A 22,518-nucleotide genomic window follows, 5' to 3' on the forward strand; every position below is an offset into this window, starting at 1 on the left:
CCCAATGGACGGATACGCTGGCAGACCGCCGGCGCCGCTAGAATACGGCAGCTGGCGTAGTCAGGGCGCTTTTTCGCCCGGATCAGGCGATTTCTGCCTGCGGCGGGCTGCGGGGGCAGGTGATCATGGCCATCACGCCGGCGCCGGGCCTGGAGACAATCGTCAGGTCAAGCCCGCCGCGCTCGCACAGACCGAACATGATCTCCATGCCAAGCCCGGCATGCAGGCGCGTCGCGCGTTCCTCGTCGCGCAGATCGGTGATCGAGCTCAGCCGCGCCGGGCGCGGACTGAGCCCTTTGCCATTGTCCGCCACGATCAGCTGAACCTCGCTGCCTCGCCTGCGGGCGCCCAGCAGGATGCGGGCGCCGCCTGAATGGTTGATGGCGTTGGCCAGGAGGTTGGACACCACATGGACGACGACGCCGGGATCGACGTCGACGGACAGCCGGCTGCGCAGATGACGCACGGCTATGCCCCTGTCTTCGGCCAGGCCGAGCAACGGGTCAGCGGCGTCCTTGAGCAGTTCATCGACATTTGTGGCGCGCGCCTGGGTGCTGCGCCGGCCCCGATTGAGCGTGGACAGCTCGATCATCGCGGCGAGCAAGGCGGACATATTGCGCGCCACCGCCTTCTGGCGCCGCGCCAGCCGGCGCACCTGCTCCAGATCGCCCTTTTCCGCCATCGCCTCCAGCGAGCTGGCGTTGAGATCAAGGGCGTAGAGCGGCTGGCGAATATCATGCCCGCTGGCAGCCAGGAGGAAGGTCTGGAACGCCTCGCTCTTCTCTGCGGCCAGGCGCGCGGCTTCATACAAGCGTGTGACATGAAATCGCCGGCGCGCACCGACATTGGCGACAATCGCCATGATCCAGCCGAAGGCGCAGCCCATCAGCACAAGCACGCCCTGAGAGACCATGGGATATGCGCCCGCGTTCCAGTACAGCACCATCAGGATCATGTAGGTGAGCGCCAGTCCGGAGCAGAACACCGCCACGGCGTTGGGATAGGTATAGACGCCAAAGCCAACCACGGTTGCGAAAATGAACATCCAGAAAGACGTGAAGACCAGCACACCGCTGATCCCGTCCGGGGTCGTTTCGACGGCCGGAAAAGCAAAAGCCACGACGATCGCCGCCATCAGCCCGACAACGAGCCAACCCTGAATCACCACTGATGCGCCAGGCGATGTCCAATGTGGCCGGGCAACAAGCAACCAGGCGCAGGCCAGAATGCCCCCAAGTCCAGCCCCGCCGCGAAGTCCGGCGGTGGGAAGAAACCAGGGCGCGCCGGCGAGAAAACGAAAGTCGGAACTGAGTGTGAACAACAACCCTATCCCGAGACCGGCCATGGTCAGGGCAATCTGCGTGCGCTGCACGGGCCATGTATGTTCACGATAAGCCGTCTCCAGCTCGCGATCCGCAAAGCGGCCATTCAAGCGGCTGATGCGCGGCTTGTCCGCCCCGTTCATGCTCGTCCCCCCCACCCCGACACAACACGCTTGATCTTGTCGTCCGCCTGATTAGTTCACAAGAGTGATTGGGGCGGGGCGACAAGCATGAACGCAGTTGAGCAGGTGATCCGGGTGGTGATCGTGGACGATCACAGCCTGGTGCGGGAGGCTCTGGTCCAGTCCATTGCCCTGGAGCCGGATCTGGAAGTCTGCGGCGAGGCTGGCGACGGGCAGCAAGGGCTTTTGCTTTGCCATGCGCTGAATCCGGATCTGGTGGTCCTGGATTTTTCCCTGCCGGACATGACGGGCGTGGATGTGTTGGACGCGTTGAACGCCGCGGGCCGGCGTCCGCGTGTCCTCCTGCTCACAGGCGCGCCGATGGACGATGAGGAGCGCGCGCAGCTCGCCCGGCGCGTTGAAGGATTTCTGCACAAGGAGGCGGGCCGGGACGCGCTTGTGGCGGCCATCCGCGCCGCCGCCTGCGAGCCGGTCAAGTCCCGGGTGGCATATCGAGATGATGACCGGTCCGGCGTGCTCAACGCCAGCGCCCTGACCCCGCGCGAACGCGCCGTGCTGCGTGAAATCGCCAAGGGCCGATCCATCGACGACATCGCGCAGACGCTGGGCATGAGCCCGTCAACAGCGCGCAAGCACCGCGAGAACATCATGGGCAAGCTCAACCTCAACTCCACCGCCGCCCTGGTGCGCGCCGCCATGCAGATCGGCAGTTATTGAGGCAAGGCGCTTGCGGCAGGCGTCCCCTACCTCTCCGCCGCCCGGTTCAGCCTCGCAATCAAACTTGACGTATCCCACCGCGCGCCGCCCATGGACTGGACCTCGGCGTAGAACTGGTCGACCAGGGCGGTGACGGGCAGGCTGGCGCCATTGGCGCGGGCTTCGTCCAGCGCGATGCGCAAATCCTTGCGCATCCAATCCACGGCGAAGCCGAACTCAAACTCGCCTTTCGTCATGGTGCGCCAGCGGTTTTCCATCTGCCAGCTCTGGGCCGCGCCCTTGGAGATGGCGTTGATGACAGTTTCAGGATCGAGCCCGGCGGCTTCGGCGAAGTGCAGCCCCTCGGCGAGACCCTGCACCAGGCCTGCAATGCAGATCTGGTTGACCATCTTGACCAGCTGGCCGGCGCCGGCCGGCCCGGCATGGGTGATGGCCTTGGCGTAGGCCTGCATCACCGGCTCGGCCGCAGCGAAGGCGGCGTCCGTCCCGCCGCACATGATGGAGAGCTGGCCGTTTTCTGCGCCCGCCTGCCCGCCCGAGACCGGCGCATCGAGCCAGAGGAGGCCGCGCGCCTCGGCGGATTCAGCCAGATCGCGCGCCAGGGCAGCAGACGCGGTTGTATGATCGACCAGCGCCGCGCCGGCCTTCATCACCGGCAGAACCTGATCAGCAATCGCGCGCACATCGGGATCATCGCCAAGGCACATGAAGACGATATCGGCGCCCTTCGCCGCATCCTGCAGCGTCTCGGCGGCGGACCCGGCATGATCAGCCAGCCAGGCTTGCGCCTTGGCGGGCGTGCGGTTCCACACCGTCACCTCATGTCCGGCGCGGGCCAGGTGTCCCGCCATGGGGGCGCCCATCACGCCCAGTCCTAGAAACGCCGTGCGCGCCATAGCCCTACCCCGCCTGTCCATAGACTGATTTGTGGAATACCAGGGCGGGCGCCTGGCGCGGCCTGTCAAAGCCGGTGACCTCGCCGACAATGATCACGTGATCGCCGCCGGGATGCACGGCCACGCGCGTGCACTCAAACCGCGCAATGGCGCCTTCAACCAGCGGCGCGCCGTTCGCGCCCGGCGTCCAGTGTCCCCCGGCGGATTCCAGCTCATCGGTCATGGCGCAGGCTGAAGACAGCTGGGCCTGATCGGCGGCGAGCACGTTGATGGCGTAATGCCCGGCGGCCAGGAACGCGTCGAACCGGTCGCTGCCGCGATCCAGCGACCACAGCACGAGGCGCGGGGTCAGCGAGACGCTGGCGAAAGAATTGATGGTCATGGCGCGCGCCTCGCCCTGTTGGGTGTGCGTCACCAGCGCCACGCCGGTGGGAAAGCATCCCAGCGCGTCACGATAGGCCCGGTCTTCAGTCACGCGTCACTCCCTGCCTCTTCGGGAAACCCGCCCTTAACCCTGACAGGTCATGATATGCGCCAAACATAAGGCGTTGCGGGTGGGTTGGAATGGCGACTAACAGACCGATCATCATCAAGAAGATCAAGAAGGTCGCTGCGGGCCATCACGGCGGCGCGTGGAAAGTGGCCTATGCCGACTTCGTGACGGCGATGATGGCCTTCTTCCTCATGCTGTGGCTGATCAACAATACCGAACCCGAACAGCGCCGGGGCATCGCCGACTATTTCGCGCCGGCCAGCGTCAGCCAGTCCATGTCGGGCTCCGGCGGCGTGCTGGGCGGCACCAGCTTCGGCCAGGAAGGCTCGCGCTCCTCGGGCACCGCCTCCATCGTGGACCGGTTGGCGCCCAGCCCGGCCGAGGAACAGCGCGACCAGCAGGAAACCTCGTCCAGCGCCTCCACCGGGGATGAGCCGGAGGTCAGCATGGGCGCGCTCGCCAGCGCCATGTCCCGGCGCGAGACCGCCGAATTCGCCAGCGCCGAACAATCCCTGCGTCAGGCGCTGCAGGACATGCCGGAACTGGCCGAACTGTCCAATCACGTTCTGATCGAGATGACCGAGGAAGGCCTGCGCATCCAGCTGATCGACCAGGAAGGCCGGCCGATGTTCAATCCGGGCTCCACCGAGCCCAATGAGCGCGCACAAGTGCTGCTGCGCGCCGTGGGCGAGATCGCCCAGCGCCTGCCCAACCGGGTGACCATTTCGGGCCACACCGACGCCAGCCCGACGCCGCCCGACGCGCCGACCAACTGGAAACTGTCATCGGACCGCGCCAATGCCGCCCTGCGCGTGCTGGCCGGGACCGGCCTGCCCGACCATCGCATCGCCGAGGTGCGCGGTCGCGCAGGCGCCGAGCCGCTCTACCCTGATGATCCCTATCTGGCCGGCAATCGCCGCCTGTCGATCACGCTTCTGCGCGAAGCGCCGGTGGTGCCGCCCGAGCACATGCGGTGAATGGCGCGCCCGGGGCCAGCCGTCACCGGTTGACCCGGAGCTCACGGTTGATCACGCTGAATGTATGGATCTCGACCGGCGTCACCTCTGTCTGTCAGGCTTGGCGATCGCGGTGGCGCCAGCGGCGTGTGCGGCGGGAGCGACACCCATGTTCGGACTGATCGGCAAGATGATCGCGGCCGAGGGCAGCCGCGATGAGCTGGCGGCCATCCTGCTGGACGGGCTGCGGGACATGCCAGGCTGCCGGTCCTATGTCGTCGCGGCGGATCCCGGCGCGCCGGACACACTCTGGATCACCGAAGTCTGGGACAGCCGGGACGCCCACGCAGCATCTCTGTCGCTGCCCTCGGTACAGGCCGCCATTCAGCGCGGACGCCCGCTGATCGCCTCCATGGAGCAGATCGCGCAGACGGAACCTCTTGGAGGCGCAGGCCTTTAGCCTCAGGATGGCGTGCGGGCGCCCCGCGCCTGCGCGAGCGCCCTGACGGTGACGATTTCAACGCCATGCGCCTCGGCCCGCTCGGCCAGCGTCTCCAGCACGGCGAGCGTTTCCGCATACGGATGACCGATGGCGATGGCGTGACCGCGTGAGGCGGCCAGCGCCAGGGCGTCCTCCAGCCTCGCAGCGATGGCGCCTTCGTCGCGATCTGTATCCAGAAACACATCGCGGCGCAGCGCCGCGAATCCGGCATCGCGGGCGCTGGCCGCTGCAATCGAGCGGGGGCCGGTCAGCGAATCGACAAACACCAGCGCCTCGGACCCGGCCAGCGCCGCGAAGACCCGCGCCATGGCCAGCGCATCAGACGTAAAGCCGCTGCCCATGTGATTGTTGAAGCCCACCGCGCCCGGCACGCGGGCGAAGGCCCAGCGCACGCGCTCTGCAACAGCCTGATCATCATGGGCCCGGCTCAGCGCCCAGGGTCCGGGATCATCAAGACCGCCCGGCTCCATGGGCAGGTGCACGAAGACTTCACGGTCGGCCTGCGCCGCTTCTTGCGCCAGCACGGGCGCCGCCGCCGCATAGGGCAGGATCGCCAGCGTCACCGGCGGGTCCAGCGCCATCAGGCGGCGCGCCACGGCGATATCCGGCCCGACATCATCCATGATGATCGCGAGCATGGGGCGGTGGGTTGGAGCCGGATCGGCAGGCTGATGAGCGACCGATTGCGCCCTTGCGTGGGCGCCAGCGCCCAACGCATCGTCCGCCGCGGGCGTGCCCGACACTGGCGGGGACACGGGCGTCTGCGCCAACGCCATCCCGATCATCGGCGCAGCGTCATAGCCCTCGTGCACCGGGCCTGCGCCTGCGCTGAAGGCCAGAGCGGCGGCCGCCATCAGGGTTGCGCCCAGCGCAGCGCCCAGATGCGGCGCATAGGCTGCGCATCGGATCATGGCAGAGGTCTACAGCGAGTCGCGGTTGGCGCACGGCGCGCGCTTGCCTAAGTTCCACTCCCTGCCGGGAAGGATCGCGCGCCGCCATGCTGCTTATCATCGACAATTACGACAGCTTCACCTTTAACCTCGTGCACTATTTCGAGGAGCTGGGCGCGCGCACCCGCGTCATCCGCAATGATGTGATGAGCGTTGAAGAGGCCCTCGCGCTGGGCCCGCGCGCGGTCGTGCTGAGCCCCGGCCCGTGCGATCCGGACAAGGCGGGCATCTGCCTGGAGCTGATCCGCACCGCCCCCGCTGATCTGCCGATCCTGGGCGTGTGCCTGGGTCATCAGGCCATCGGCCAGGTGTTTGGCGGCAAGGTCGTTGCGGCCCGCGAAATCATGCATGGCAAGACCAGCGCCATCACCCATGACGCCACAGGCGTGTTCGACGGCCTGCCCTCGCCCTTTACCGCCACACGCTATCACTCGCTGGCGGTGGCTTTGCCAGAGGTGAGCTCTCTCAAAGTCACGGCGCGCACGAACGACGGCGAGATCATGGGGCTGGCCCATGAGACGCGCCCCGTGCACGGCGTACAGTTTCACCCTGAAAGCATCGCCTCGCAGCACGGCCATGAGCTGTTGGCCAATTTCCTCAAACTCGCCGGGCTCCAGGCGGAGGCGGCGTGATGGGGGGCATGCGCGCCGCCATCACGGCCCTGGCAGCGGGCCGCGAACCCGATGCCGAAGCCCTGCGTGCGGCGTTCGACGCCTTGATGGATGGGCAGGCCGATCCGGTGGAGACTGGCGGCTTCCTGCTGGCGCTGGCCGCTGTGGGCGAAAGCCCGCAAACGCTGCGCGTGGGCGCCGAAGCGATGCGCGCGCGCATGGGCCGCATCACCGCGCCGGACGGCGCCATCGACACGTGCGGCACAGGCGGCGATGCGCGCGGCACCTGGAATATCTCCACCGCCGCCGCGCTGGTGGCCGCTGGCGCAGGCGCGGTGGTGGCCAAGCATGGCAACAAGGCCGCGTCGTCAAAATCCGGTTCTGCTGAAGTGCTCGAAGCGCTGGGCGTGAACCTGACGGCGGGTCCTGACAGGATCGAGCGATCCCTGAAAGAGGCCCGCGTCGGCTTCCTGTTTGCGCCCGCGCACCACGGCGCGGTGCGGCATGTGGGGCCGGCGCGGAAAATCCTGGGCGTGCGCACCGTGTTCAATCTTCTGGGCCCGTTGTCGAACCCCGCCGGTGCGCGCCGGCAGCTGCTGGGCGTATTTGACCGGGCCTGGCTCTTGCCCATGGCCGAGGCGCTGCGCGATCTGGGGGCTGAAACCGCCCTGATCGTCCACGGCGCCGACGGTCTGGACGAGATCACCACCACGGGAATCACCCACGCCGCCGAGCTGCACGCCGACGGGACGATCACGCAATATGAGATCACGCCTGAAGACGCAGGCCTGCCGCGCGCCGCGCTGGAGGATCTTAAAGGCGGTGAACCGTCGGAGAACGCCGCGGCCATCCGCGCCCTGCTGGACGGCGCGCCGGGACCTTATCGCGATATCGTCCTGATTAATGCGGCCGCCGCGCTGCGCCTGGCGGGGCTGGCGGCGGACTTGAAGGAGGGCGCAAGCCTCGCCGCGGCCGCGATTGATGACGGACGGGCGAAAGCGGCGCTGGACCAGCTGGCGGCCATCAGCCAGGGAACGCCGTCATGAGCGACGCCCTCAAACGCATCGAAGCCTACAAGCGCGAAGAGATCGCGGCGCGCAAGGCCGCCCTTCCCATGAGCCAGCTGGAAGCGCGCGCATCCGAGGCTCCCGCGCCGCGCGGGTTTCTGAAGGCGCTGAAAGCCCGCCACGCCACCCACGGCCTGTCCCTCATCGCCGAGGTCAAGAAAGCCAGCCCCTCCAAGGGCCTCATCCGCGCCGATTTCGATCCGCCGGCGCTGGCGCGCGCCTATCAGGCGGGCGGCGCGGCGTGCCTGTCCATCCTCACCGATGCTCCGAGCTTTCAGGGTCATGAGGATTATATGGTCGCCGCACGCGCCGCTGTAGACCTGCCGGTCCTGCGCAAGGATTTCCTCTACGACCCCTGGCAGGTCACTGAATCGCGGGCTCTGGGCGCGGACTGCATCCTGGTGATTCTCGCCGCGGTGGACGATTCGCTGGCCCTCGAGCTGATCGAGGCGGCGTCAGAGCTGGGCATGGACGCGCTGGTGGAGGTGCATGACGCCGCCGAGATGACGCGCGCGCTGGCCCTGCCCTCGCCGCTCATCGGCGTGAACAATCGCGATCTGCGCAGCTTCGAGACCTCGCTGGAAACCTTCGAAACCCTTGCCCCCATGGCGGGTTCGGAGATTTGCCTGGTGGCCGAAAGCGGGATTTTCACCCGCGCAGATGCTGTTCGCATGCAGGCCGCCGGGGCCAAAGCCCTGCTCGTGGGCGAAAGCCTGATGCGTCAGGACGATGTCGAGGCGGCCACGCGCGCCCTGATCGGAAACGCGCGGCGTTAGCTTGACGTTAATCTGGAACAGGCATAGAACATCTTCAGGTTTTCCGGTTTTGTTCTATATCTGAGAGGGCGCGATGCTCACCAAGAAACAGCACGAGCTTTTGCTCTTCATCCACAAGCGTTTGAGCGAAGACGGCGTGTCGCCCTCCTTCGATGAGATGAAGGATGCGCTGCAGCTCGCGTCCAAGTCCGGCGTGCACCGTCTGGTGAGCGCGCTGGAAGAGCGCGGTTTCATCCGCCGCCTGGCCCACCGGGCCCGCGCGTTGGAAGTGCTCAAAATGCCCGACAGCGCGGCGCCCAAGTCCTCGGGCAATGTGGTGGAGGCTGATTTCCGCCGCGGGCGCGAAAGAGAAGCCGGCATCGACGTTCCCGTCCTCGGCCGCATCGCCGCGGGCGTGCCCATCGAGGCGATCCAGCACGAGGTGGACCGCCTGTCCGTGCCCGCCGGGATGATTTCCGGCGGCGATCATTTTGCGCTCGAAGTGCGCGGCGATTCCATGATCGACGCCGGCATTCTTGAAGGCGACATCGTGGTCATCAAGCGCGCCGATACCGCCGATACAGGCGATATCGTGGTGGCGCTGGTCCATGATCAGGAAGCCACGCTCAAGAAGCTGCGCAAAAAGGGCGGCTCCATTGCGCTCGAAGCCGCGAATCCCGCCTACGAGACCCGCATTTTCGGCCCCGGCGAAGTGAAGGTTCAGGGCCGTCTGGTCGGCCTGATCCGCCGCTACCACTAGGACAGCCCGCGCCAGCTCCCCGGCCCGCTCCCGCCCCTGAGCCTTATGGAATAGGGCTTGCATCCGCTCGGCTTGAAGCACGCAGAACGCGTCAAGCTGGAGCAGATGACCATGCTGGGGATCGAAGCGCGCGCGGACACAACCGCACAGAGCCAGTCGCAGAGCCAGCCCAAGGGCCGGCTGAAATCGGCGAGCCTCCTGTCCATCAAGGCCGGCGCGCTATTGTGGGCGGACGCAGCGGCTTTCGCCATTGCGGCGGCCGGAGCCTTTCTCCTCACAGATCTCCTGCGCGCCATCGCCGGGCAGCCTGCGCTCGCCGAAAACCCGGCCGGGCTCAGCCTGCATTTGGGAATCGCGGGGACGTTCTGCCTGGTCATGCTGATCTGGTTCCGCTCCAAGGGCCATTACCATCGCCGGGAGGCGCTAGCCGATCAGCTGCCCGCCATCCTCACCGCGTGCGCGGCGGCGATGCTGGCGGCCGGCGCCATCCAGTTCGCCACCATCGAAGTCGGCTCGCGCCTTTTGACCGCCACCCACTGGCTCATTCTGGCGCCGGCGCTCGCGGGCGCCCGTCTGGCGGCGCGCCAGGCGCTGAAATCCGCCGGATTGTGGACCAGCCCGGCCTGTCTCTTCACCGCCGCCGCCCGCTCGGGCGCGGTGCGTGAAGTGATCGCCAAGCACGCCGCGCTGAGCGTCCATGTGGACAGTGTCATCGCCAGCGACGAGCTGGACAAGGCGCGCCTGATCGACGCCATGCGCCGCGCCGCCGGATCCGGACAGGGCGTGGTCTACGCCCCGGCGCCGGGCGACCGCGATCAGCATGACGTGATCCGGGCGCTCGTCCTGGAAGGCGTGCCCTTCCTGCTGGCGCCGCAGATCGGCCCCCTGCCCGCCCATGCCGAAGTGCTCAACTATCCGCTGGAGGACGTATCCTTCATCGATGTGCGCGACCCGCTGGCGCGCCCCGCGGCGCAAATCGCCAAGCGCGTGTTCGACGTGACCGCATCCGCTGTCGTATTGGTGCTGTTGTCGCCCGTTCTGCTCGCCATCACCCTGGCGGCGCGCGCCGATGGAGGCCCGGCCCTGTTCCGCCAGAAGCGCGTGGGCCTGGGCGGACGCAGCTTTGACTGCTTGAAATTCCGCTCCATGCAGCTGGACGCCGAAGCACGCCTCAACACGCTGATCCGCAATGACCCGGCGATCGCGGCGGAGTGGCGCGCCTTCCAGAAGCTGCGCCGGGACCCGCGGATCACCCCGGTGGGCCGGCTGATCCGAAAGACCAATCTGGACGAGCTGCCCCAGCTCATCAACGTGCTGCGCGGGGATATGAGCCTGGTCGGACCGCGCCCCATGACGCTGTCCCAGGTGGGCGAGTACGGCGACTATGTCACCGCTTATGCGCGCATGCGCCCGGGCCTGACCGGCCTGTGGCAGACCAACGGACGCAACCAGACCACATTTGCCGAGCGTGCGCGCCTGGACGCCTGGTATGTGCGCAACTGGTCGCTCTGGCGTGATTGCGTCATCCTTCTGCGCACCGTACGCGAGGTGATCTGCGCACGCGGGGGGTGACATGCTGCAAACGCGAAAATGGAGGGGTTCCTTCTCGGCATTTTGGCGCTAGAACAACGTCGCGCGCTCTCTGGGCCGGGGCAGACCGGAGCGCCGCGATGTTCATTTTGGGGGACCAATTATGTCGAAGACAGCTCTGATCACCGGCGTGACGGGCCAGGATGGCGCGTATCTGGCGCGATTGCTTCTGTCCAAAGGCTATGAAGTGCACGGCATGAAACGCCGCGCGTCGTCCTTCAACAGCACACGGATCGACGACATCTACCAGGACCCCCACGAGGCGGACACAAACTTCTTCCTGCACTACGGCGACATGACCGATTCCACCAATCTGATCAGACTGGTGCAGGAGACCCAGCCGGACGAGATCTACAATCTCGCGGCCCAATCCCACGTCCAGGTCAGCTTCGAGACCCCGGAATACACCGCCAATGCCGACGCCATCGGCGCGCTGCGGCTGCTGGAGGCGCTGCGCATCCTGAAGCTGGAAGATACCTGCCGTTTCTATCAGGCCTCGACCTCGGAGCTGTACGGGCTGGTCCAGGCCGTGCCGCAGAGCGAGAAGACGCCGTTTTATCCGCGCAGCCCCTACGCGGCGGCGAAGCTCTACGCCTACTGGATCACGGTGAATTACCGCGAAGCCTATGGCATGCACGCGTCGAACGGCATCCTGTTCAACCATGAAAGCCCGATGCGCGGCGAGACCTTCGTCACGCGCAAGATCACCCGCGCGGTGTCGGCCATCCATCTGGGCTTCCAGAAAAATCTGTTCCTGGGCAATCTCGACGCCCAGCGCGACTGGGGCCATGCGCGCGACTATGTCGAAGGCATGTGGCGCGTGGTCCAGCATGATGTCGGCGATGACTGGGTGCTCGCCACCGGCGAAACCCACACCGTGCGCGAGTTTGTCGAGCGCGCCTTCGCCGAGATCGGCCGCACCATCGAATGGGTTGGCGAGGGCGTGAATGAAACCGGGCGTGACGCCGCCACCGGCGACGTGCTGGTGCAGGTCGACCCGCGCTATTTCCGCCCGACCGAAGTGGAATTGCTGATCGGCGACCCGACCAAGGCCAAGGAAGAACTGGGCTGGAGCCACACCACCAGCTTCCCTGACCTGGTCAAGGAAATGATGGCCGAAGACCTGAAAACCGTCGCCGCCGAAGCCGACCGCAAAAACCGCCATGGCTGAGCCGATCTATTCCCTGAAGGGCAAGCGGGTCTATGTCGCGGGCCATCGCGGGATGGTGGGCTCTGCGCTGGTGCGCCGTCTGGCGCGCGAAGATTGCGAGATCGTCACCGCGACGCGTCAGGACGCCGATCTGATCCGTCAGGACCAGGCCGAAGCGCTGATGGCGCGCCTGAAGCCCGACGCGGTGTTCATCCCCGCCGCCAAGGTGGGCGGGATCCTGGCCAATGACACCTACCCAGCCGGGTTCCTGTACGAAAACCTGATGATCGCGGCCAATCTCATCCACGCCGCCCACCAGGTGGAGGTGGAGAAGCTGCTCTTCCTGGGCTCGTCGTGCATCTATCCCAAGCTGGCGCCCCAGCCGATCACGGAAGATGCGCTCCTGACCGGCCCGCTGGAACCCACCAATGAGTGGTACGCCATCGCCAAGATCGCCGGCATCAAGCTGTGTCAGGCCTATCGCAAGGAGCACGGCCGCGACTTCATCTCGGCCATGCCGACCAATCTCTATGGCCCGGGCGATAATTATAACCTTCAGACGTCGCATGTGATTCCGGCCCTGATCCGCAAGGCCCACGAGGCCAAGGCGGCGGGCGCGCCGTCCATGATGATCTGGGGCACCGGGTCGCCCATGCGCGAGTTTCTCCACGCCGATGACTGCGCCGATGCGCTGGTCCACCTGATGCAGGTCTATTCCGATCCCGATCATGTGAATGTGGGTTCGGGCGAGGACCTGACCATCGAGGCGCTCGCCCGGCTGGTGATGGAGGTGGTGGGCTTTGACGGCGCGCTGGAAAAAGACCTCACCAAGCCCGACGGCACGCCGCGCAAGCTGATGAGCGCCGACCGGCTGCGGGCGCTTGGCTGGTCGCCGCAAATCGGACTTCGCGAGGGGCTCGAAGACGCTTACAGCTGGTTCCTCAAAAACCAGGCGGCCTAGGGCGCGCCGGTTCGAAAACGCACTCGGGAGCAAGCGTTGAGGCTACTGGTCACCGGCGCAGCCGGCTTTATCGGCGCTTATGTCTGCCATGCCCTGCTGGACCAGGGCTGCGACGTTGTCGGCCTTGATAATCTCAACACGTATTACGACCCCGCGCTCAAGCGCGCGCGCCTGGCGTTTCTGGACGCGCGCGACGGCTTCAGCTTCCACGCGCGTGATCTCGCCGAGCCGGACGCCCTGGACGGCCTCGGCGCGTTTGACGTCGTCATCCACCTCGCCGCGCAGGCGGGCGTGCGCTATTCGCTCGAGGCGCCGTTCGCCTATCTGGACTCAAACCTCAAAGGGCATCTCACCGTCCTGGAACATGTGCGTCACGCCAAAGACCGCCCCTTCCTGGTCTATGCCTCGTCCAGCTCAGTCTATGGCGATACGACGCCGGCGCCCTTTCGCGAGGATGCGCGCTGCGACGCGCCGGTCTCGCTGTACGCCGCCACCAAGCGCGGCTGCGAACTGCTCAGCGAAAGCTATGCCTCGCTTTATGGGATCAATCAGGTCGGCCTGCGCTTTTTCACGGTCTACGGGCCCTGGGGCCGGCCGGACATGGCCTATTACGCCTTCGCGCAAGCGATGTTGGAGCACCGCCCGATCCAGGTCTTCAACCACGGCGATCTGATGCGCGACTTCACCTGGATCGACGACATCGTGGACGGCGTGGCGCGCATCGCCCTCGCCGGACCCGACGGCGGCAACGGCGCGGGGCGCGCCCACCGCATCTACAATATCGGCAATAACCGGCCCGAGCGCCTGATGGATTTCATAGCCGCCCTGGAGCAGGCGATGGGCCAGACAGCGCAAAAGGTGATGACGGACATGCAGCCGGGCGATGTGCACATGACAGCTGCCAATATCGACGCGATCCGCGCCGACTACGGCTTTGACCCGACCACGTCCATCGCCGAAGGTCTGCCCCGCTTCGCTGCCTGGATGCGCGCCTGGCGCGCGGGCGAAGCGGCGAGCTGGCGCCTTTAGGGCGCGCAAGGCTCGCTTCGGCGCGCCGCTTCTGGCATTGACATCCCGAGCCTGCCTGGAGACGCCCGCCATGACCCGAGCCCCTGCCCGTTCCGTGATCGACCTGATCGGCAACACGCCGCTGGTGCGGCTCAACCGCGTCTCCGACGCCACAGGGTGCGAAATTCTGGGCAAGGCTGAGTTCCTGAACCCCGGCGGCTCGGTGAAGGACCGCGCCGCGCTCGGCATCATCCGCGATGCGGAGCGGTCCGGCGCGCTGAAGCCCGGCGGCACGATCGTGGAGGGCACCGCGGGCAATACCGGCATTGGCCTGGCCATGGTGGGCCGCGCGCTGGGCTACCGGGTGGTGATCGTGTTCCCGCGCACCCAGTCGCGCGAGAAGGCCGCCGCGATCCGGCTGATGGGCGCGGAATTGATCGAGGTGGACGCCGTCCCCTACGCTAACCCCAACCATTATGCGCGCTATTCAGGCCAGCTGGCCGAAGAGCTGAATGCGTCCGAGCCCCATGGCGCCATCTGGGCCAACCAGTTTGACAATACCGCCAACCGGCGCGTCCATGCCGAGACGACGGGCCCGGAAATCTGGACCCAGACCGGCGGCAAGGTCGACGCTTTCGTGGCCGCTGTAGGGTCAGGCGGGACCATTGCGGGCGTGTCCGACGCCCTCAAGAGCCGGAACGCGGACGTTCGCATCGTGCTGGCCGATCCCGGCGGCGCGGCGCTGTACGGCTATTACGCCCATGGCGATCTGAAAGCCGAAGGCAATTCCATCACCGAAGGCATTGGCCAGAGCCGGATCACGAAGAATCTCGAAGGCGCGGTGATTGACGACGCTTTCCGCATCCCCGACGAAGAAGCGCTGGAAATCCTCTATGACCTCGTCATGCACGAAGGCCTGTGCCTGGGCGGCTCGGCGGGCATCAATATCGCGGGCGCCGTGCGCATGGCGCGCAAGCTGGGGCCGGGCCACACCATCGTGACGATCCTGTGCGACCACGGATCACGCTATCAGTCCAAGCTCTACAATCCCGACTTCCTGCGCGAGAAGGGATTGCCCACCCCGCCCTGGCTGGAGGGGTAGGCCCTACCGGAACGGCGGCGCGTAGAGCAGACCGCCTTCATTCCACTGGGCGTTCAGGCCGCGTTCGAGGCGCAGGGGCGATTGGGCGCCGAGATGCCGGGCGAACAGCTCGCCATAATGGCCGCGCGCGGTGATGGCGTTGAGGGCGAAGTCCGCGTCCAGGCCCAGCCCCTCGCCCATGGCGCCTTCAGCGCCCAGCAGGCGGCGCACCGCGGGGCTGCGGGCTGTGTCGCGCAGCTCGCGCGCATTGGCGGCGGTGACGCCGTATTCTTCCGCCGTGATGAGGGCATGCAGCACCCAGCGTGTAGCCTCGGCAAAGCGCGGATCGCGCGCCGCCACCACCGGCCCCAACGGCTCCTTGGAGATCACGTCCGGCAGGATCACAAAGGCGTCCGGCTCAGGCAGCCCCAGGCGCAGCCCGGCCAGCGCCGACACGTCCGCCGTGACCACGTCGCACTGCCCGGCCTCAAAAGCCTCGCGCGCGGCCAGGGGAGTCTCGGCGACAACTGGCGTAAGGTTCAGCCCGTAAGTCTCCGCAAAGTCTGTGAGATTGAGAATGCTGGTGGTCGAGGCCTGCACGCAGATACGCGCGCCGTCGAGCTCGCGCGCGCTGGCCACACCCAGATCCGCCGGCGCCAGGAAGCCCTGCCCGTCATAGTAATACGTGCCGGCGAACGTCACCGGCATCTGCGCGGCGCGCGTGAACGTCCAGCTCGTCGAGCGAAGCAGGATGTCGATCCGCCCTGCCTCCAGCGCCGACAGGCGTTCGGCGGAGGTCAGCGGCACGAAACGCGCGCGTGTGGCGTCGCCCAGAAACGCCGCTGCATAGGCGTGGCAAAGGTCAATCTCGAACCCCTGCCAGCGGCCGTCGGCATCCTGTTGGGCGAAGCCCGCCAGCCCTGTATCGACGCCGCACATCAGCACGCCGCGTTCGCGAATCTCCGCGAGGCCCGAGCCCAACGCCTCGAACTGGCTCTGGGACACGGTGAAGCCCATGGCGAAGGCCGCCGCAGCCCGCGCCAGCCGGCGCGGCGCAAACAGGTCGAACAAAGACGCTGGCGTCATCGCTCCAACCACCCTAAACGCTGAAAAGTCCTTGTGGTGTAACCAAAGCGAAGGCCCGCGTCGACATGAAACGCGATACCCGCCTCATTCATTCAGGCCGCTGCGCCGATGATCCCCATCTGGTGAACCCGCCGGTGCGCCGCGCCTCAACCGTTCTGGGCGAGACCGCGCAGGAACTCTACGCGCCGGCGTCGGGCAATCATCATTACGGGCGCGGGGGTTTGAGCCCCAATGACGAGCTCAGATCAGCCATCGCCGATCTCTATGGCGCGGAGCATGTGGCGCTGGCGCCGTCAGGCCTCGCCAGCGTGGTGCTGGCCATGCGCGCGGCCATTCGGGGTCCGGGCGAGGCGCTGATCACCGATTCGGTCTACCGGCCGGTGCGCCGCTTCTGCGAGGAAGAGCTGCCACGCCTGGGCGTGACGCCGCGCTATTATGATCCGCGCATCGGCGCAGACATCGCCGGCCTGATCACGCCGTCCACCCGCATGATCGCGCTGGAAAGCCCCGGCTCGCTGACCTTCGAGGTGCAGGACATCCCCGCCATCACCCATGCCGCGCGGGCGGCGGGCGTGCCCACCGTGATCGATGACACCTGGAGTGCGGGCTGGCTGATGAACCCGCTGGCCCTGGGCGTCGACTACGCCGCCCAGGCGCTGACCAAATACGCCGGCGGCCATTCCGATTTCCTGATGGGCTCGGTGGCGGCCAAAGGCGAAGCCGCCGCGCGGCTCAAGGCGCAGGAGACGGTCAACGGACTGCACGTCTCGCCCGACGACGCCTTTTTGTGCTTGCGCGGGATGCGCACCCTGCCCCTGCGGATCGAGCACTCGGGGGCAAGCGGACTGGAGCTGGCCCGCCGTCTCGAAGCTCATCCGCGCATCGCCCGCGTGCTGCACCCGGCCCTGCCTTCAAGCCCTGACCACACGGTGTATGCCGGCCAGTTCAACGGTCCCGCCGGCTGCTTCGCCTTCATCGTAAAAGGCGCCAGTCAGGCCGAAGGCGAAGCCATCGCTGAACGCTGCCAGCTCTTCGCCATGGGCTTTTCCTGGGGCGGATTTGAAAGCCTCATCCTCCCCTGCGACCGCCAGATCATGCGCACGGCTGTGCCGTGGCAGGCCGACGGAGCGCTGCTGCGCCTGTCCGTTGGGCTGGAAGACGTGGAGGATTTGTGGAGCGATCTGGAGGCGGCGCTCGCGCCCGCCTAGCCCTGCGCCTTCAGAATCGACACCCGCGCGGCCCGGATCGCCGGGAAGAACCCGCCCGCGGCGCCCACCACCAGAGCCAGCACCACGCCAGAGACGATCGCGGCCGGGGTGACGGCGAAGGAGAACACGATCTGGGTGAAGCCGCCGCCCAGCGTCGAGGCCGATACACCGTCGAACACCAGATAGGTGATCCCCGCTCCGATCAGCCCGCCGATGGAGGCGAGCAGCAGCGATTCGGTCATGGTTCCGACAAAGGCGGGAAAGCCCGCAAACCCGATGGCGCGCAGGGTCGCGATCTCGCGCGTGCGCGCATCCACTGACGCGTACATGGCGTTCCAGGCGCCCGCCAGCGCGCCCACCGCCATGATGATGGCCAGCGGCCAGCCCAGGAACAGGATGATATTCGAGGTGCCGCCCGCGGTGGACGCAAAGAACTGGCGCTCGCTGGACACGTCGGCCTCCAGACGCGGCTCGTTCTCTACATAAGCCTGCAGCTCGGCTAAAGCCTCCGGACTGGTCAGGCGCGCGCGCACGGACTGCACGGTCCCGGTGCGCTGATACAGGTTCTGGATCACGCCCAGATCGGCCCAGATCTCGGAATCGAAGACCGAACCGCCGGTGGAGAATATCCCCACCACCCGCCATTCATTGGATCCGAGCCGGATCGTCTCGCCCATCTCGAAGCCGGAAAATTCGCGCAGCACGCCCTCGCCCACCACCAGCTCATTGGACCCGGACGCAAACATGCGGCCCTCAGTGAGGGAGAAACCGTTGCGCAGCGATGGGGCATTCTCCCCCACACCACGCAGGGGCAGGTTCGCATCGGTGTCAGACGACCGCTTGCGGCCATTGGCGATGACATACAGCTCCGCCGATATGATCGGATCACCGGACGCGTCCACGGCGATGCCGGGGCCCGCCTCGATCAGGCGCACCGCGTCGCGGCCCAGCCCGGAATTGAGCTCGGTCTGGGAATTGGCCCCGATCACCACCGCCACATCATCCGAGCCCGTGCCGTCCACCGTGGCCCGGAAGCCGTTGGCCATGGCCAGGAAGCCCAGCAGCACGCCCACCACCAGAGCCACTGACAGGACGGTCGCCAGCGACATGCCCCAGCGCTGCGGGATGGAGCGCAGATTGATCATCGTGACGGCGCCGATCTGTCTGAGCATCGCCCTACTCCTTCCCGAGACCGTCAACGATGTTGATCCGCATGGCGTTGATCGCCGGCATCAGGCCGGTGACAAGACCGAAGGCGATCATCAGCGCAATCGCCTGCCCCGCAATGACCCAGGTCATGCGCAGGCCCGGCAGCTGACCGGCGAGCATCGCGCCGACGCCGGCGAGCAGAATTGCAGCGAGCCCGAGCCCGATCAATCCGCCGACGAGGCTCAGGAGCACCGACTCGCTGAGCACGTGAACGAAGATGCGCGGTGGCGCGAAGCCCAGCGTCTTCATCACCGCCACCTCCTTGGTGCGCTCATTGATCGCCATCACCATGGTCGTGCCGACAATCATCAGGATGGTGGCAAAGGCCGCGCCGATCACCAGCGTCAGAATGAGGCCGATATTGCCGAGCTGCTCCAGGAAGGCCTGGCCGAAGGCCGCCTCTGTGGACGTCTCCGTCTCCGCCGGGGAATTGGCGAACAGGGCGTCGATCTCCTGGGACACCCGGTCATTGATCGAGGGATCCCCGGTGGTCAGGATCAGCCAGCCGATCTGGTCGCGGTTAAACGCCAGTGCCTCGTTATAATAATCATAGTTTAGCAAAATATAGTTCGTCGGGACGTCCTGATCCTGCGCGTCGAACACCACGCACAGCTCCAGATCCCAGACCTGCGAGCCGTCTTCCTTGCGCCAGATGTTTGAGTTCAGCGGGATGCGCTGGCCCTGGGTCCAGCCGTACTGGCTCAACAGGTCGGCGCCGATCGCTGCGCAATCGCGGCGCTCGAACAGGGTCGCGAGCTCGCCCTCCACCGGCTCCAGCTCGGAATAGACCTGGAGATAGCTCTCCATGTCCACAGAGAAGGCCTGGATGAAATTGCGCGGCTCCTGATAGTACCCACCAAACCAGCTGGCGTGGGTGACGGCCTGCACGCCGTCCACCTGCGCCACGCGGCCCCAATAGGCGTAGGGCATGGTCAGGGTGAAGTTGATCGCATTGAGCGTCACCAGCCGGTCCGCCGCCGCAGTCTCGACGCCGGAATTGAGCGAGCGCGAGAAGGCGCCCAGCACGGCGAAGATCAGGAAGGCCGTCATGATCGACAGCACAAGCAGGATAGCCCGCGTCTTCTTGCGGAACAGGCTTTTGCGGATCAGCGTGGCGTCGTTCATGCGGGCGCGCCCGCAGCTTCGACGAACCGGCCCTTGTCCAGATGCAGTTCGCGCTTGGCGTATTTCGCCGCCGCCGGGTCGTGGGTCACCATGATGATCGTCTTGCCCAGCTCGTCATTGAGCAGCTGGAGCGTGCCCAGCACCTCGTCGGCGGTGGTGCGGTCCAGATCACCGGTCGGCTCGTCGCACAGCAGCACCTTGGGGTCGGCCACGATGGCGCGCGCGATCGCCACGCGCTGCTGCTGACCGCCCGACATCTGGCGGGGCCGGTGACCGGCGCGGTCGGCGAGCTTGACGATGTCCAGAGCGGTCTGCACCCGCCGCTTGCGCTCCTTGCCCGAGAGCTTGGTGAGCAGAAGGGGCAACTCCACATTCTGCGCCGCCGTGAGCGTGGGCATCAGATTGTAGAACTGGAAGATAAAACCGACATTCGCGGCGCGCCATTTGGCCAGCTTCGATTGGGCCATATTGTCGATGCGCGCGCCCTCGAACAATACCTCGCCCGAGCTTGGCCGGTCGATGCCGCCCAGCTGATTGAGCAGCGTGGTCTTGCCCGATCCCGACGGCCCCATGATCGCGATGAATTCGCCCTGACCGATGGTCATCGTGAGGTCGGAGAAAATGGTGATGGATTCGCGTCCGCGCGTATAGCGCTTGGCCAGATTATTCAGTTCGTAAAGACTCGTGCCGATGGCCATGCCCTGAATTCCTTCAAGCGTTCTTTGCGCCGTTCATATACCTGACAACTGGTGGCGACATTGTATCGCTCGTCAAACCCGTGCAAGGCACGGACGAGGCGAGTATTGCGGGCGAACCTTTGCTTTCGGCGGTGAGCCGCAGACACTGCAATGCTCCGGGACGCGAGCCTAACCGAACGTGAAGCTGCCCGTGCCCCGGTTGGTGCGCACCTCCAGCCGGCTTACGGTGCCGCACAGCAGAAAAACGACCGTGTGCGAGCGGCCTGGCGCAAGGGTGACGCGGTCATAGTTGTTGCAATTGCCGTTTTCGGGGCTTCCGTTGGCGACCACGCGCTCGACTGTGAACGCAGTGTCGTCAGTGTTCGTGATGAGGATGCCGCCGCCGAGGACGCGAGTGATTTCCATTTGCGGAGCGCTACACCCAGCCAGCAAAAGAACCGGCAGGAGGACTGCGGCCCTGGCCGCCTGTCGAACCCAAGTCGCGAACATCGTCCCCGCCTCCCCAATGCAATCCAGACCCGACTACAACTATACCTACATCGCCAAAAACGGCGCAAGCGCCCGGGCAGGATATTCACGCGGCCGCCAGCCGTGCGGCCATCGCATCCGCGTCACTCCCCGTCGAGGAACGTCACCCGCGCCGCCATGTCCGGCAGGATGCGGGCATCGCGTTCCAGCAACGCCACCCGCACCTTGATCGTGGCGCGCGACCGGTCCGCCGTGGGGATGATCGCCTCCACCCGTGCCGGGATGCGCCAGTCCGGGTAGGCGTCCAGCACCGCTTCGACGGGCTGGCCCGCCGTCACGCGCTGGATCTGGCCCTCATTGACGTCCACTTCGAGTTCCAGGCTGTCCATGTCCACGATGGTGGCGATGCCCGTACGGGTGAACCCGCCCCCGGCCGACACCGGCGACAGGATTTCGCCCACCTGGGCGTTCTTGGCGATCACCACGCCGCCAAACGGCGCGCGCACAACATGGCGGTCAACAAAGTCTACCTGGCTCGCCAGGCGCGCGCGGGCCGCCGCCGAATCGGCGCGCGCCGCGGCGATCTGGCTGTCGAGCGAATCGCGCTGGGACTGAAGCGCGGTGATGGAGGCCTCAGTCGCATAGCCGGAGGTGACCAGCCGCTCAGCGCGCTCCAGCTGGACCTGCGCCTCGCCGCGCTGGGAACCAAGCGCGCGGGCGCGCGCCTCGGCGGCCCGGGCCTGCGCCTCGAACAGATCGAGATCCAGGCGCGCGCGGTCATCATCGAGCCGCGCGAGCACCTCGCCGTCGGCCACAATCGCGCCTTCCTCAATGAGGACCTCGCGGATGCGGCCGGTGATCTCGGCTGACACGGTCGCCTGGCGGCGCGCGGTGACATAGCCCGACGCCACAAGGCCGGACGGCCGCGCGGCGGGGCGCGGCGCGGGCTGAGCCGCCGGCGCGGCGCCCTCGCCGCCAGACGCCTGCGCCGCGATCTGCGGTGCAGCGGCGGGCGCCGGCTCATCGGATGAGGTGAGGAGCGGGATCAGGAACCAGGCCAGCGCCACGCCAATCGCGATCGAAACCGCAACAATCACCCCCTGAATCACCACATTCGGCCCGGCGCTGGGCGCCTCGCCGCCCCGGTCAATGCTCAAGGATTGAAGCTGATCTCTGCGATCGTCTGCCATGGCTGCCCCTTCCCGACGTCCAGCCCATATCAGACGGCGCGGCGATGCGCAGCTAAAAACCTGTACAGACAGGCGCCGGATGCAGATGGGGTGTCGGGGGCGGCGACGCTTCCGGCCGCGACCGCGCGCGGCGTGACTGGCGACCCTGGCAGGACTCGAACCTGCAACCGTCGGATTAGAAGTCCGGTGCTCTATCCAGTTGAGCTACAGGGCCTGGGGCGCAAGGCGGGCCGGTGACTGGCGCTAACGCCTAGTGCGACCAGGGCTCCTTGCGCTCATAGGCGAAATTGCCGGCATAGGTCTTGATGCGGCGCGGCGTTTCGCGCGCTTCGAACACCTGGAAGGGGATGGCGTGGCGCTTGGCGTAGGCCACGGCCTCGTCTCGGGTTTCAAAGCTGAGGCGGATCTGGCGGCGGGTGTCGTTGGACGAGGCCCAGCCCATCAGCGGGTCCGGGCGCTTGGCCATGGACGGGATGAATTCCAGCAGCCAGTCATGGGTCTTGGCCCGGCCGGACTGCATCGCGGTTTTCGCCGGACGATAGATTTTGGCGAACATCGAGACGAACTCCCAA

General features: G+C 66.5%; 24 protein-coding genes and 1 tRNA gene. 13 read left to right on the top strand and 12 right to left on the bottom strand.

Translation table 11 applies throughout. The annotated features are described in order from the left end of the window. Positions 1-82: 82 nt before the first annotated feature. The gene (locus tag L2D01_08405; GenBank protein WBQ08922.1) at positions 83-1,165 is read right to left on the bottom strand and encodes a HAMP domain-containing histidine kinase; all 1,083 of its coding nucleotides are present in this window, start codon (positions 1,163-1,165) and stop codon (positions 83-85) included. A 387-nt stretch (positions 1,166-1,552) separates the two neighbouring features. Between L2D01_08405 and L2D01_08410 the strand changes: the two genes are divergently transcribed. Next, positions 1,553-2,182 (top strand): response regulator transcription factor, encoded by a 630-nt coding sequence (locus tag L2D01_08410; GenBank protein WBQ08923.1) that lies wholly within the window; start codon positions 1,553-1,555, stop codon positions 2,180-2,182. A 26-nt stretch (positions 2,183-2,208) separates the two neighbouring features. Here L2D01_08410 and L2D01_08415 read toward each other — a convergent pair whose 3' ends face one another. Together L2D01_08415 and L2D01_08420 are read right to left on the bottom strand one after the other, a co-directional pair. Beyond that, positions 2,209-3,078, bottom strand: coding sequence for an NAD(P)-dependent oxidoreductase (locus L2D01_08415; GenBank protein WBQ08924.1), 870 nt, complete (start codon positions 3,076-3,078; stop codon positions 2,209-2,211). A 4-nt stretch (positions 3,079-3,082) separates the two neighbouring features. Continuing rightward, the gene (locus L2D01_08420) at positions 3,083-3,553 is read right to left on the bottom strand and encodes a flavin reductase family protein (GenBank protein WBQ08925.1); all 471 of its coding nucleotides are present in this window, start codon (positions 3,551-3,553) and stop codon (positions 3,083-3,085) included. An 89-nt stretch (positions 3,554-3,642) separates the two neighbouring features. Between L2D01_08420 and L2D01_08425 the strand changes: the two genes are divergently transcribed. Together L2D01_08425 and L2D01_08430 are read left to right on the top strand one after the other, a co-directional pair. Further along, a complete protein-coding gene (locus tag L2D01_08425) occupies positions 3,643-4,548 on the top strand; it encodes an OmpA family protein (GenBank protein ID WBQ08926.1) in 906 nt (301 codons plus the stop codon). A gap of 148 nt (positions 4,549-4,696) precedes the next feature. Further along, positions 4,697-4,987 (top strand): antibiotic biosynthesis monooxygenase, encoded by a 291-nt coding sequence (locus L2D01_08430; protein WBQ08927.1) that lies wholly within the window; start codon positions 4,697-4,699, stop codon positions 4,985-4,987. A 2-nt stretch (positions 4,988-4,989) separates the two neighbouring features. Here the strand turns inward: L2D01_08430 and L2D01_08435 are convergent, their stop codons facing one another. Further along, positions 4,990-5,940, bottom strand: coding sequence for a divergent polysaccharide deacetylase family protein (locus L2D01_08435; protein WBQ08928.1), 951 nt, complete (start codon positions 5,938-5,940; stop codon positions 4,990-4,992). A gap of 86 nt (positions 5,941-6,026) precedes the next feature. Here L2D01_08435 and L2D01_08440 point away from each other — a divergent pair, with 86 nt between their 5' ends. The 9 genes from L2D01_08440 (at position 6,027) to L2D01_08480 (ending at position 14,983) form a co-directional block, all read left to right on the top strand. Further along, a complete protein-coding gene (locus L2D01_08440) occupies positions 6,027-6,611 on the top strand; it encodes an aminodeoxychorismate/anthranilate synthase component II (GenBank protein ID WBQ08929.1) in 585 nt (194 codons plus the stop codon). After that, positions 6,611-7,636: an anthranilate phosphoribosyltransferase gene (gene trpD, locus L2D01_08445; protein WBQ08930.1), complete on the top strand. Its 1,026-nt coding sequence runs from the start codon at positions 6,611-6,613 to the stop codon at positions 7,634-7,636. The genes L2D01_08440 and trpD overlap by 1 nt, the downstream gene beginning before the upstream one ends. Next, positions 7,633-8,433 carry an indole-3-glycerol phosphate synthase TrpC gene (gene trpC / locus L2D01_08450; GenBank protein ID WBQ08931.1) on the top strand — a complete coding sequence of 267 codons (801 nt, stop codon included), beginning with the start codon at positions 7,633-7,635 and terminating at the stop codon, positions 8,431-8,433. Before trpD ends, trpC begins: the two co-directional genes overlap by 4 nt. Before the next feature lie 73 nt (positions 8,434-8,506). Beyond that, on the top strand, positions 8,507-9,172 hold the full coding sequence (lexA, locus tag L2D01_08455; protein WBQ08932.1) for a transcriptional repressor LexA: 666 nt from the start codon (positions 8,507-8,509) through the stop codon (positions 9,170-9,172). 57 nt (positions 9,173-9,229) lie between these two features. Next, entirely contained in the window at positions 9,230-10,744 is a 1,515-nt protein-coding gene (locus L2D01_08460; protein ID WBQ08933.1) for an exopolysaccharide biosynthesis polyprenyl glycosylphosphotransferase, read from the top strand. Between the two features lie 121 nt (positions 10,745-10,865). Next, positions 10,866-11,933, top strand: a complete 1,068-nt coding sequence (gene gmd / locus L2D01_08465; protein WBQ08934.1) for a GDP-mannose 4,6-dehydratase — start codon at positions 10,866-10,868, stop codon at positions 11,931-11,933. A 13-nt stretch (positions 11,934-11,946) separates the two neighbouring features. Beyond that, positions 11,947-12,873, top strand: coding sequence for a GDP-L-fucose synthase (locus L2D01_08470; protein ID WBQ11630.1), 927 nt, complete (start codon positions 11,947-11,949; stop codon positions 12,871-12,873). Between the two features lie 36 nt (positions 12,874-12,909). Continuing rightward, entirely contained in the window at positions 12,910-13,902 is a 993-nt protein-coding gene (locus L2D01_08475) for an NAD-dependent epimerase/dehydratase family protein (protein WBQ08935.1), read from the top strand. A gap of 70 nt (positions 13,903-13,972) precedes the next feature. Beyond that, on the top strand, positions 13,973-14,983 hold the full coding sequence (locus L2D01_08480) for a cysteine synthase A (GenBank protein ID WBQ08936.1): 1,011 nt from the start codon (positions 13,973-13,975) through the stop codon (positions 14,981-14,983). Positions 14,984-14,986: 3 nt separating this feature from the next. Here L2D01_08480 and L2D01_08485 read toward each other — a convergent pair whose 3' ends face one another. Beyond that, complete coding sequence (locus tag L2D01_08485) at positions 14,987-16,048, bottom strand: amino acid ABC transporter substrate-binding protein (GenBank protein WBQ08937.1); 1,062 nt, start codon at positions 16,046-16,048, stop codon at positions 14,987-14,989. Between the two features lie 65 nt (positions 16,049-16,113). Here L2D01_08485 and metC point away from each other — a divergent pair, with 65 nt between their 5' ends. Further along, positions 16,114-17,256, top strand: coding sequence for a cystathionine beta-lyase (metC, locus tag L2D01_08490; GenBank protein WBQ08938.1), 1,143 nt, complete (start codon positions 16,114-16,116; stop codon positions 17,254-17,256). Here the strand turns inward: metC and L2D01_08495 are convergent. From L2D01_08495 to L2D01_08525, 7 genes are all read right to left on the bottom strand, one after another. Further along, positions 17,253-18,428, bottom strand: coding sequence for an ABC transporter permease (locus L2D01_08495; GenBank protein ID WBQ08939.1), 1,176 nt, complete (start codon positions 18,426-18,428; stop codon positions 17,253-17,255). The genes metC and L2D01_08495 overlap by 4 nt on opposite strands. A 4-nt stretch (positions 18,429-18,432) precedes the next feature. Beyond that, positions 18,433-19,590: an ABC transporter permease gene (locus L2D01_08500; protein WBQ08940.1), complete on the bottom strand. Its 1,158-nt coding sequence runs from the start codon at positions 19,588-19,590 to the stop codon at positions 18,433-18,435. Further along, positions 19,587-20,288, bottom strand: coding sequence for an ABC transporter ATP-binding protein (locus L2D01_08505; GenBank protein WBQ08941.1), 702 nt, complete (start codon positions 20,286-20,288; stop codon positions 19,587-19,589). Before L2D01_08505 ends, L2D01_08500 begins: the two co-directional genes overlap by 4 nt. Positions 20,289-20,456: 168 nt before the next feature. Then, positions 20,457-20,693, bottom strand: coding sequence for a hypothetical protein (locus tag L2D01_08510; GenBank protein ID WBQ08942.1), 237 nt, complete (start codon positions 20,691-20,693; stop codon positions 20,457-20,459). A gap of 206 nt (positions 20,694-20,899) precedes the next feature. Next, positions 20,900-21,946, bottom strand: coding sequence for an efflux RND transporter periplasmic adaptor subunit (locus L2D01_08515; GenBank protein WBQ08943.1), 1,047 nt, complete (start codon positions 21,944-21,946; stop codon positions 20,900-20,902). Between the two features lie 137 nt (positions 21,947-22,083). Continuing rightward, positions 22,084-22,160 (bottom strand) — tRNA-Arg (locus L2D01_08520). Between the two features lie 36 nt (positions 22,161-22,196). Next, the gene (locus L2D01_08525; protein ID WBQ08944.1) at positions 22,197-22,502 is read right to left on the bottom strand and encodes an ETC complex I subunit; all 306 of its coding nucleotides are present in this window, start codon (positions 22,500-22,502) and stop codon (positions 22,197-22,199) included. Positions 22,503-22,518 lie beyond the last annotated feature (16 nt).

Source organism: Hyphomonadaceae bacterium ML37 (genome assembly GCA_027627685.1).
In the GTDB taxonomy this organism is placed as follows: Bacteria; Pseudomonadota; Alphaproteobacteria; order Caulobacterales; family Maricaulaceae; genus Oceanicaulis.

Coding starts and splice junctions, on each gene's coding strand:
- L2D01_08410 (WBQ08923.1), top strand. CDS start 1,553: ATGAACGCAGTTGAGCAGGTGATCCGGGTGGTGATCGTGGACGATCAC.
- L2D01_08415 (WBQ08924.1), bottom strand. CDS start 3,078: ATGGCGCGCACGGCGTTTCTAGGACTGGGCGTGATGGGCGCCCCCATG.
- L2D01_08425 (WBQ08926.1), top strand. CDS start 3,643: ATGGCGACTAACAGACCGATCATCATCAAGAAGATCAAGAAGGTCGCT.
- L2D01_08430 (WBQ08927.1), top strand. CDS start 4,697: ATGTTCGGACTGATCGGCAAGATGATCGCGGCCGAGGGCAGCCGCGAT.
- L2D01_08435 (WBQ08928.1), bottom strand. CDS start 5,940: ATGATCCGATGCGCAGCCTATGCGCCGCATCTGGGCGCTGCGCTGGGC.
- L2D01_08440 (WBQ08929.1), top strand. CDS start 6,027: ATGCTGCTTATCATCGACAATTACGACAGCTTCACCTTTAACCTCGTG.
- trpD (WBQ08930.1), top strand. CDS start 6,611: ATGGGGGGCATGCGCGCCGCCATCACGGCCCTGGCAGCGGGCCGCGAA.
- trpC (WBQ08931.1), top strand. CDS start 7,633: ATGAGCGACGCCCTCAAACGCATCGAAGCCTACAAGCGCGAAGAGATC.
- lexA (WBQ08932.1), top strand. CDS start 8,507: ATGCTCACCAAGAAACAGCACGAGCTTTTGCTCTTCATCCACAAGCGT.
- gmd (WBQ08934.1), top strand. CDS start 10,866: ATGTCGAAGACAGCTCTGATCACCGGCGTGACGGGCCAGGATGGCGCG.
- L2D01_08480 (WBQ08936.1), top strand. CDS start 13,973: ATGACCCGAGCCCCTGCCCGTTCCGTGATCGACCTGATCGGCAACACG.
- L2D01_08485 (WBQ08937.1), bottom strand. CDS start 16,048: ATGACGCCAGCGTCTTTGTTCGACCTGTTTGCGCCGCGCCGGCTGGCG.
- metC (WBQ08938.1), top strand. CDS start 16,114: ATGAAACGCGATACCCGCCTCATTCATTCAGGCCGCTGCGCCGATGAT.
- L2D01_08495 (WBQ08939.1), bottom strand. CDS start 18,428: ATGCTCAGACAGATCGGCGCCGTCACGATGATCAATCTGCGCTCCATC.
- L2D01_08500 (WBQ08940.1), bottom strand. CDS start 19,590: ATGAACGACGCCACGCTGATCCGCAAAAGCCTGTTCCGCAAGAAGACG.
- L2D01_08505 (WBQ08941.1), bottom strand. CDS start 20,288: ATGGCCATCGGCACGAGTCTTTACGAACTGAATAATCTGGCCAAGCGC.
- L2D01_08510 (WBQ08942.1), bottom strand. CDS start 20,693: ATGGAAATCACTCGCGTCCTCGGCGGCGGCATCCTCATCACGAACACT.
- L2D01_08515 (WBQ08943.1), bottom strand. CDS start 21,946: ATGGCAGACGATCGCAGAGATCAGCTTCAATCCTTGAGCATTGACCGG.
- L2D01_08525 (WBQ08944.1), bottom strand. CDS start 22,502: ATGTTCGCCAAAATCTATCGTCCGGCGAAAACCGCGATGCAGTCCGGC.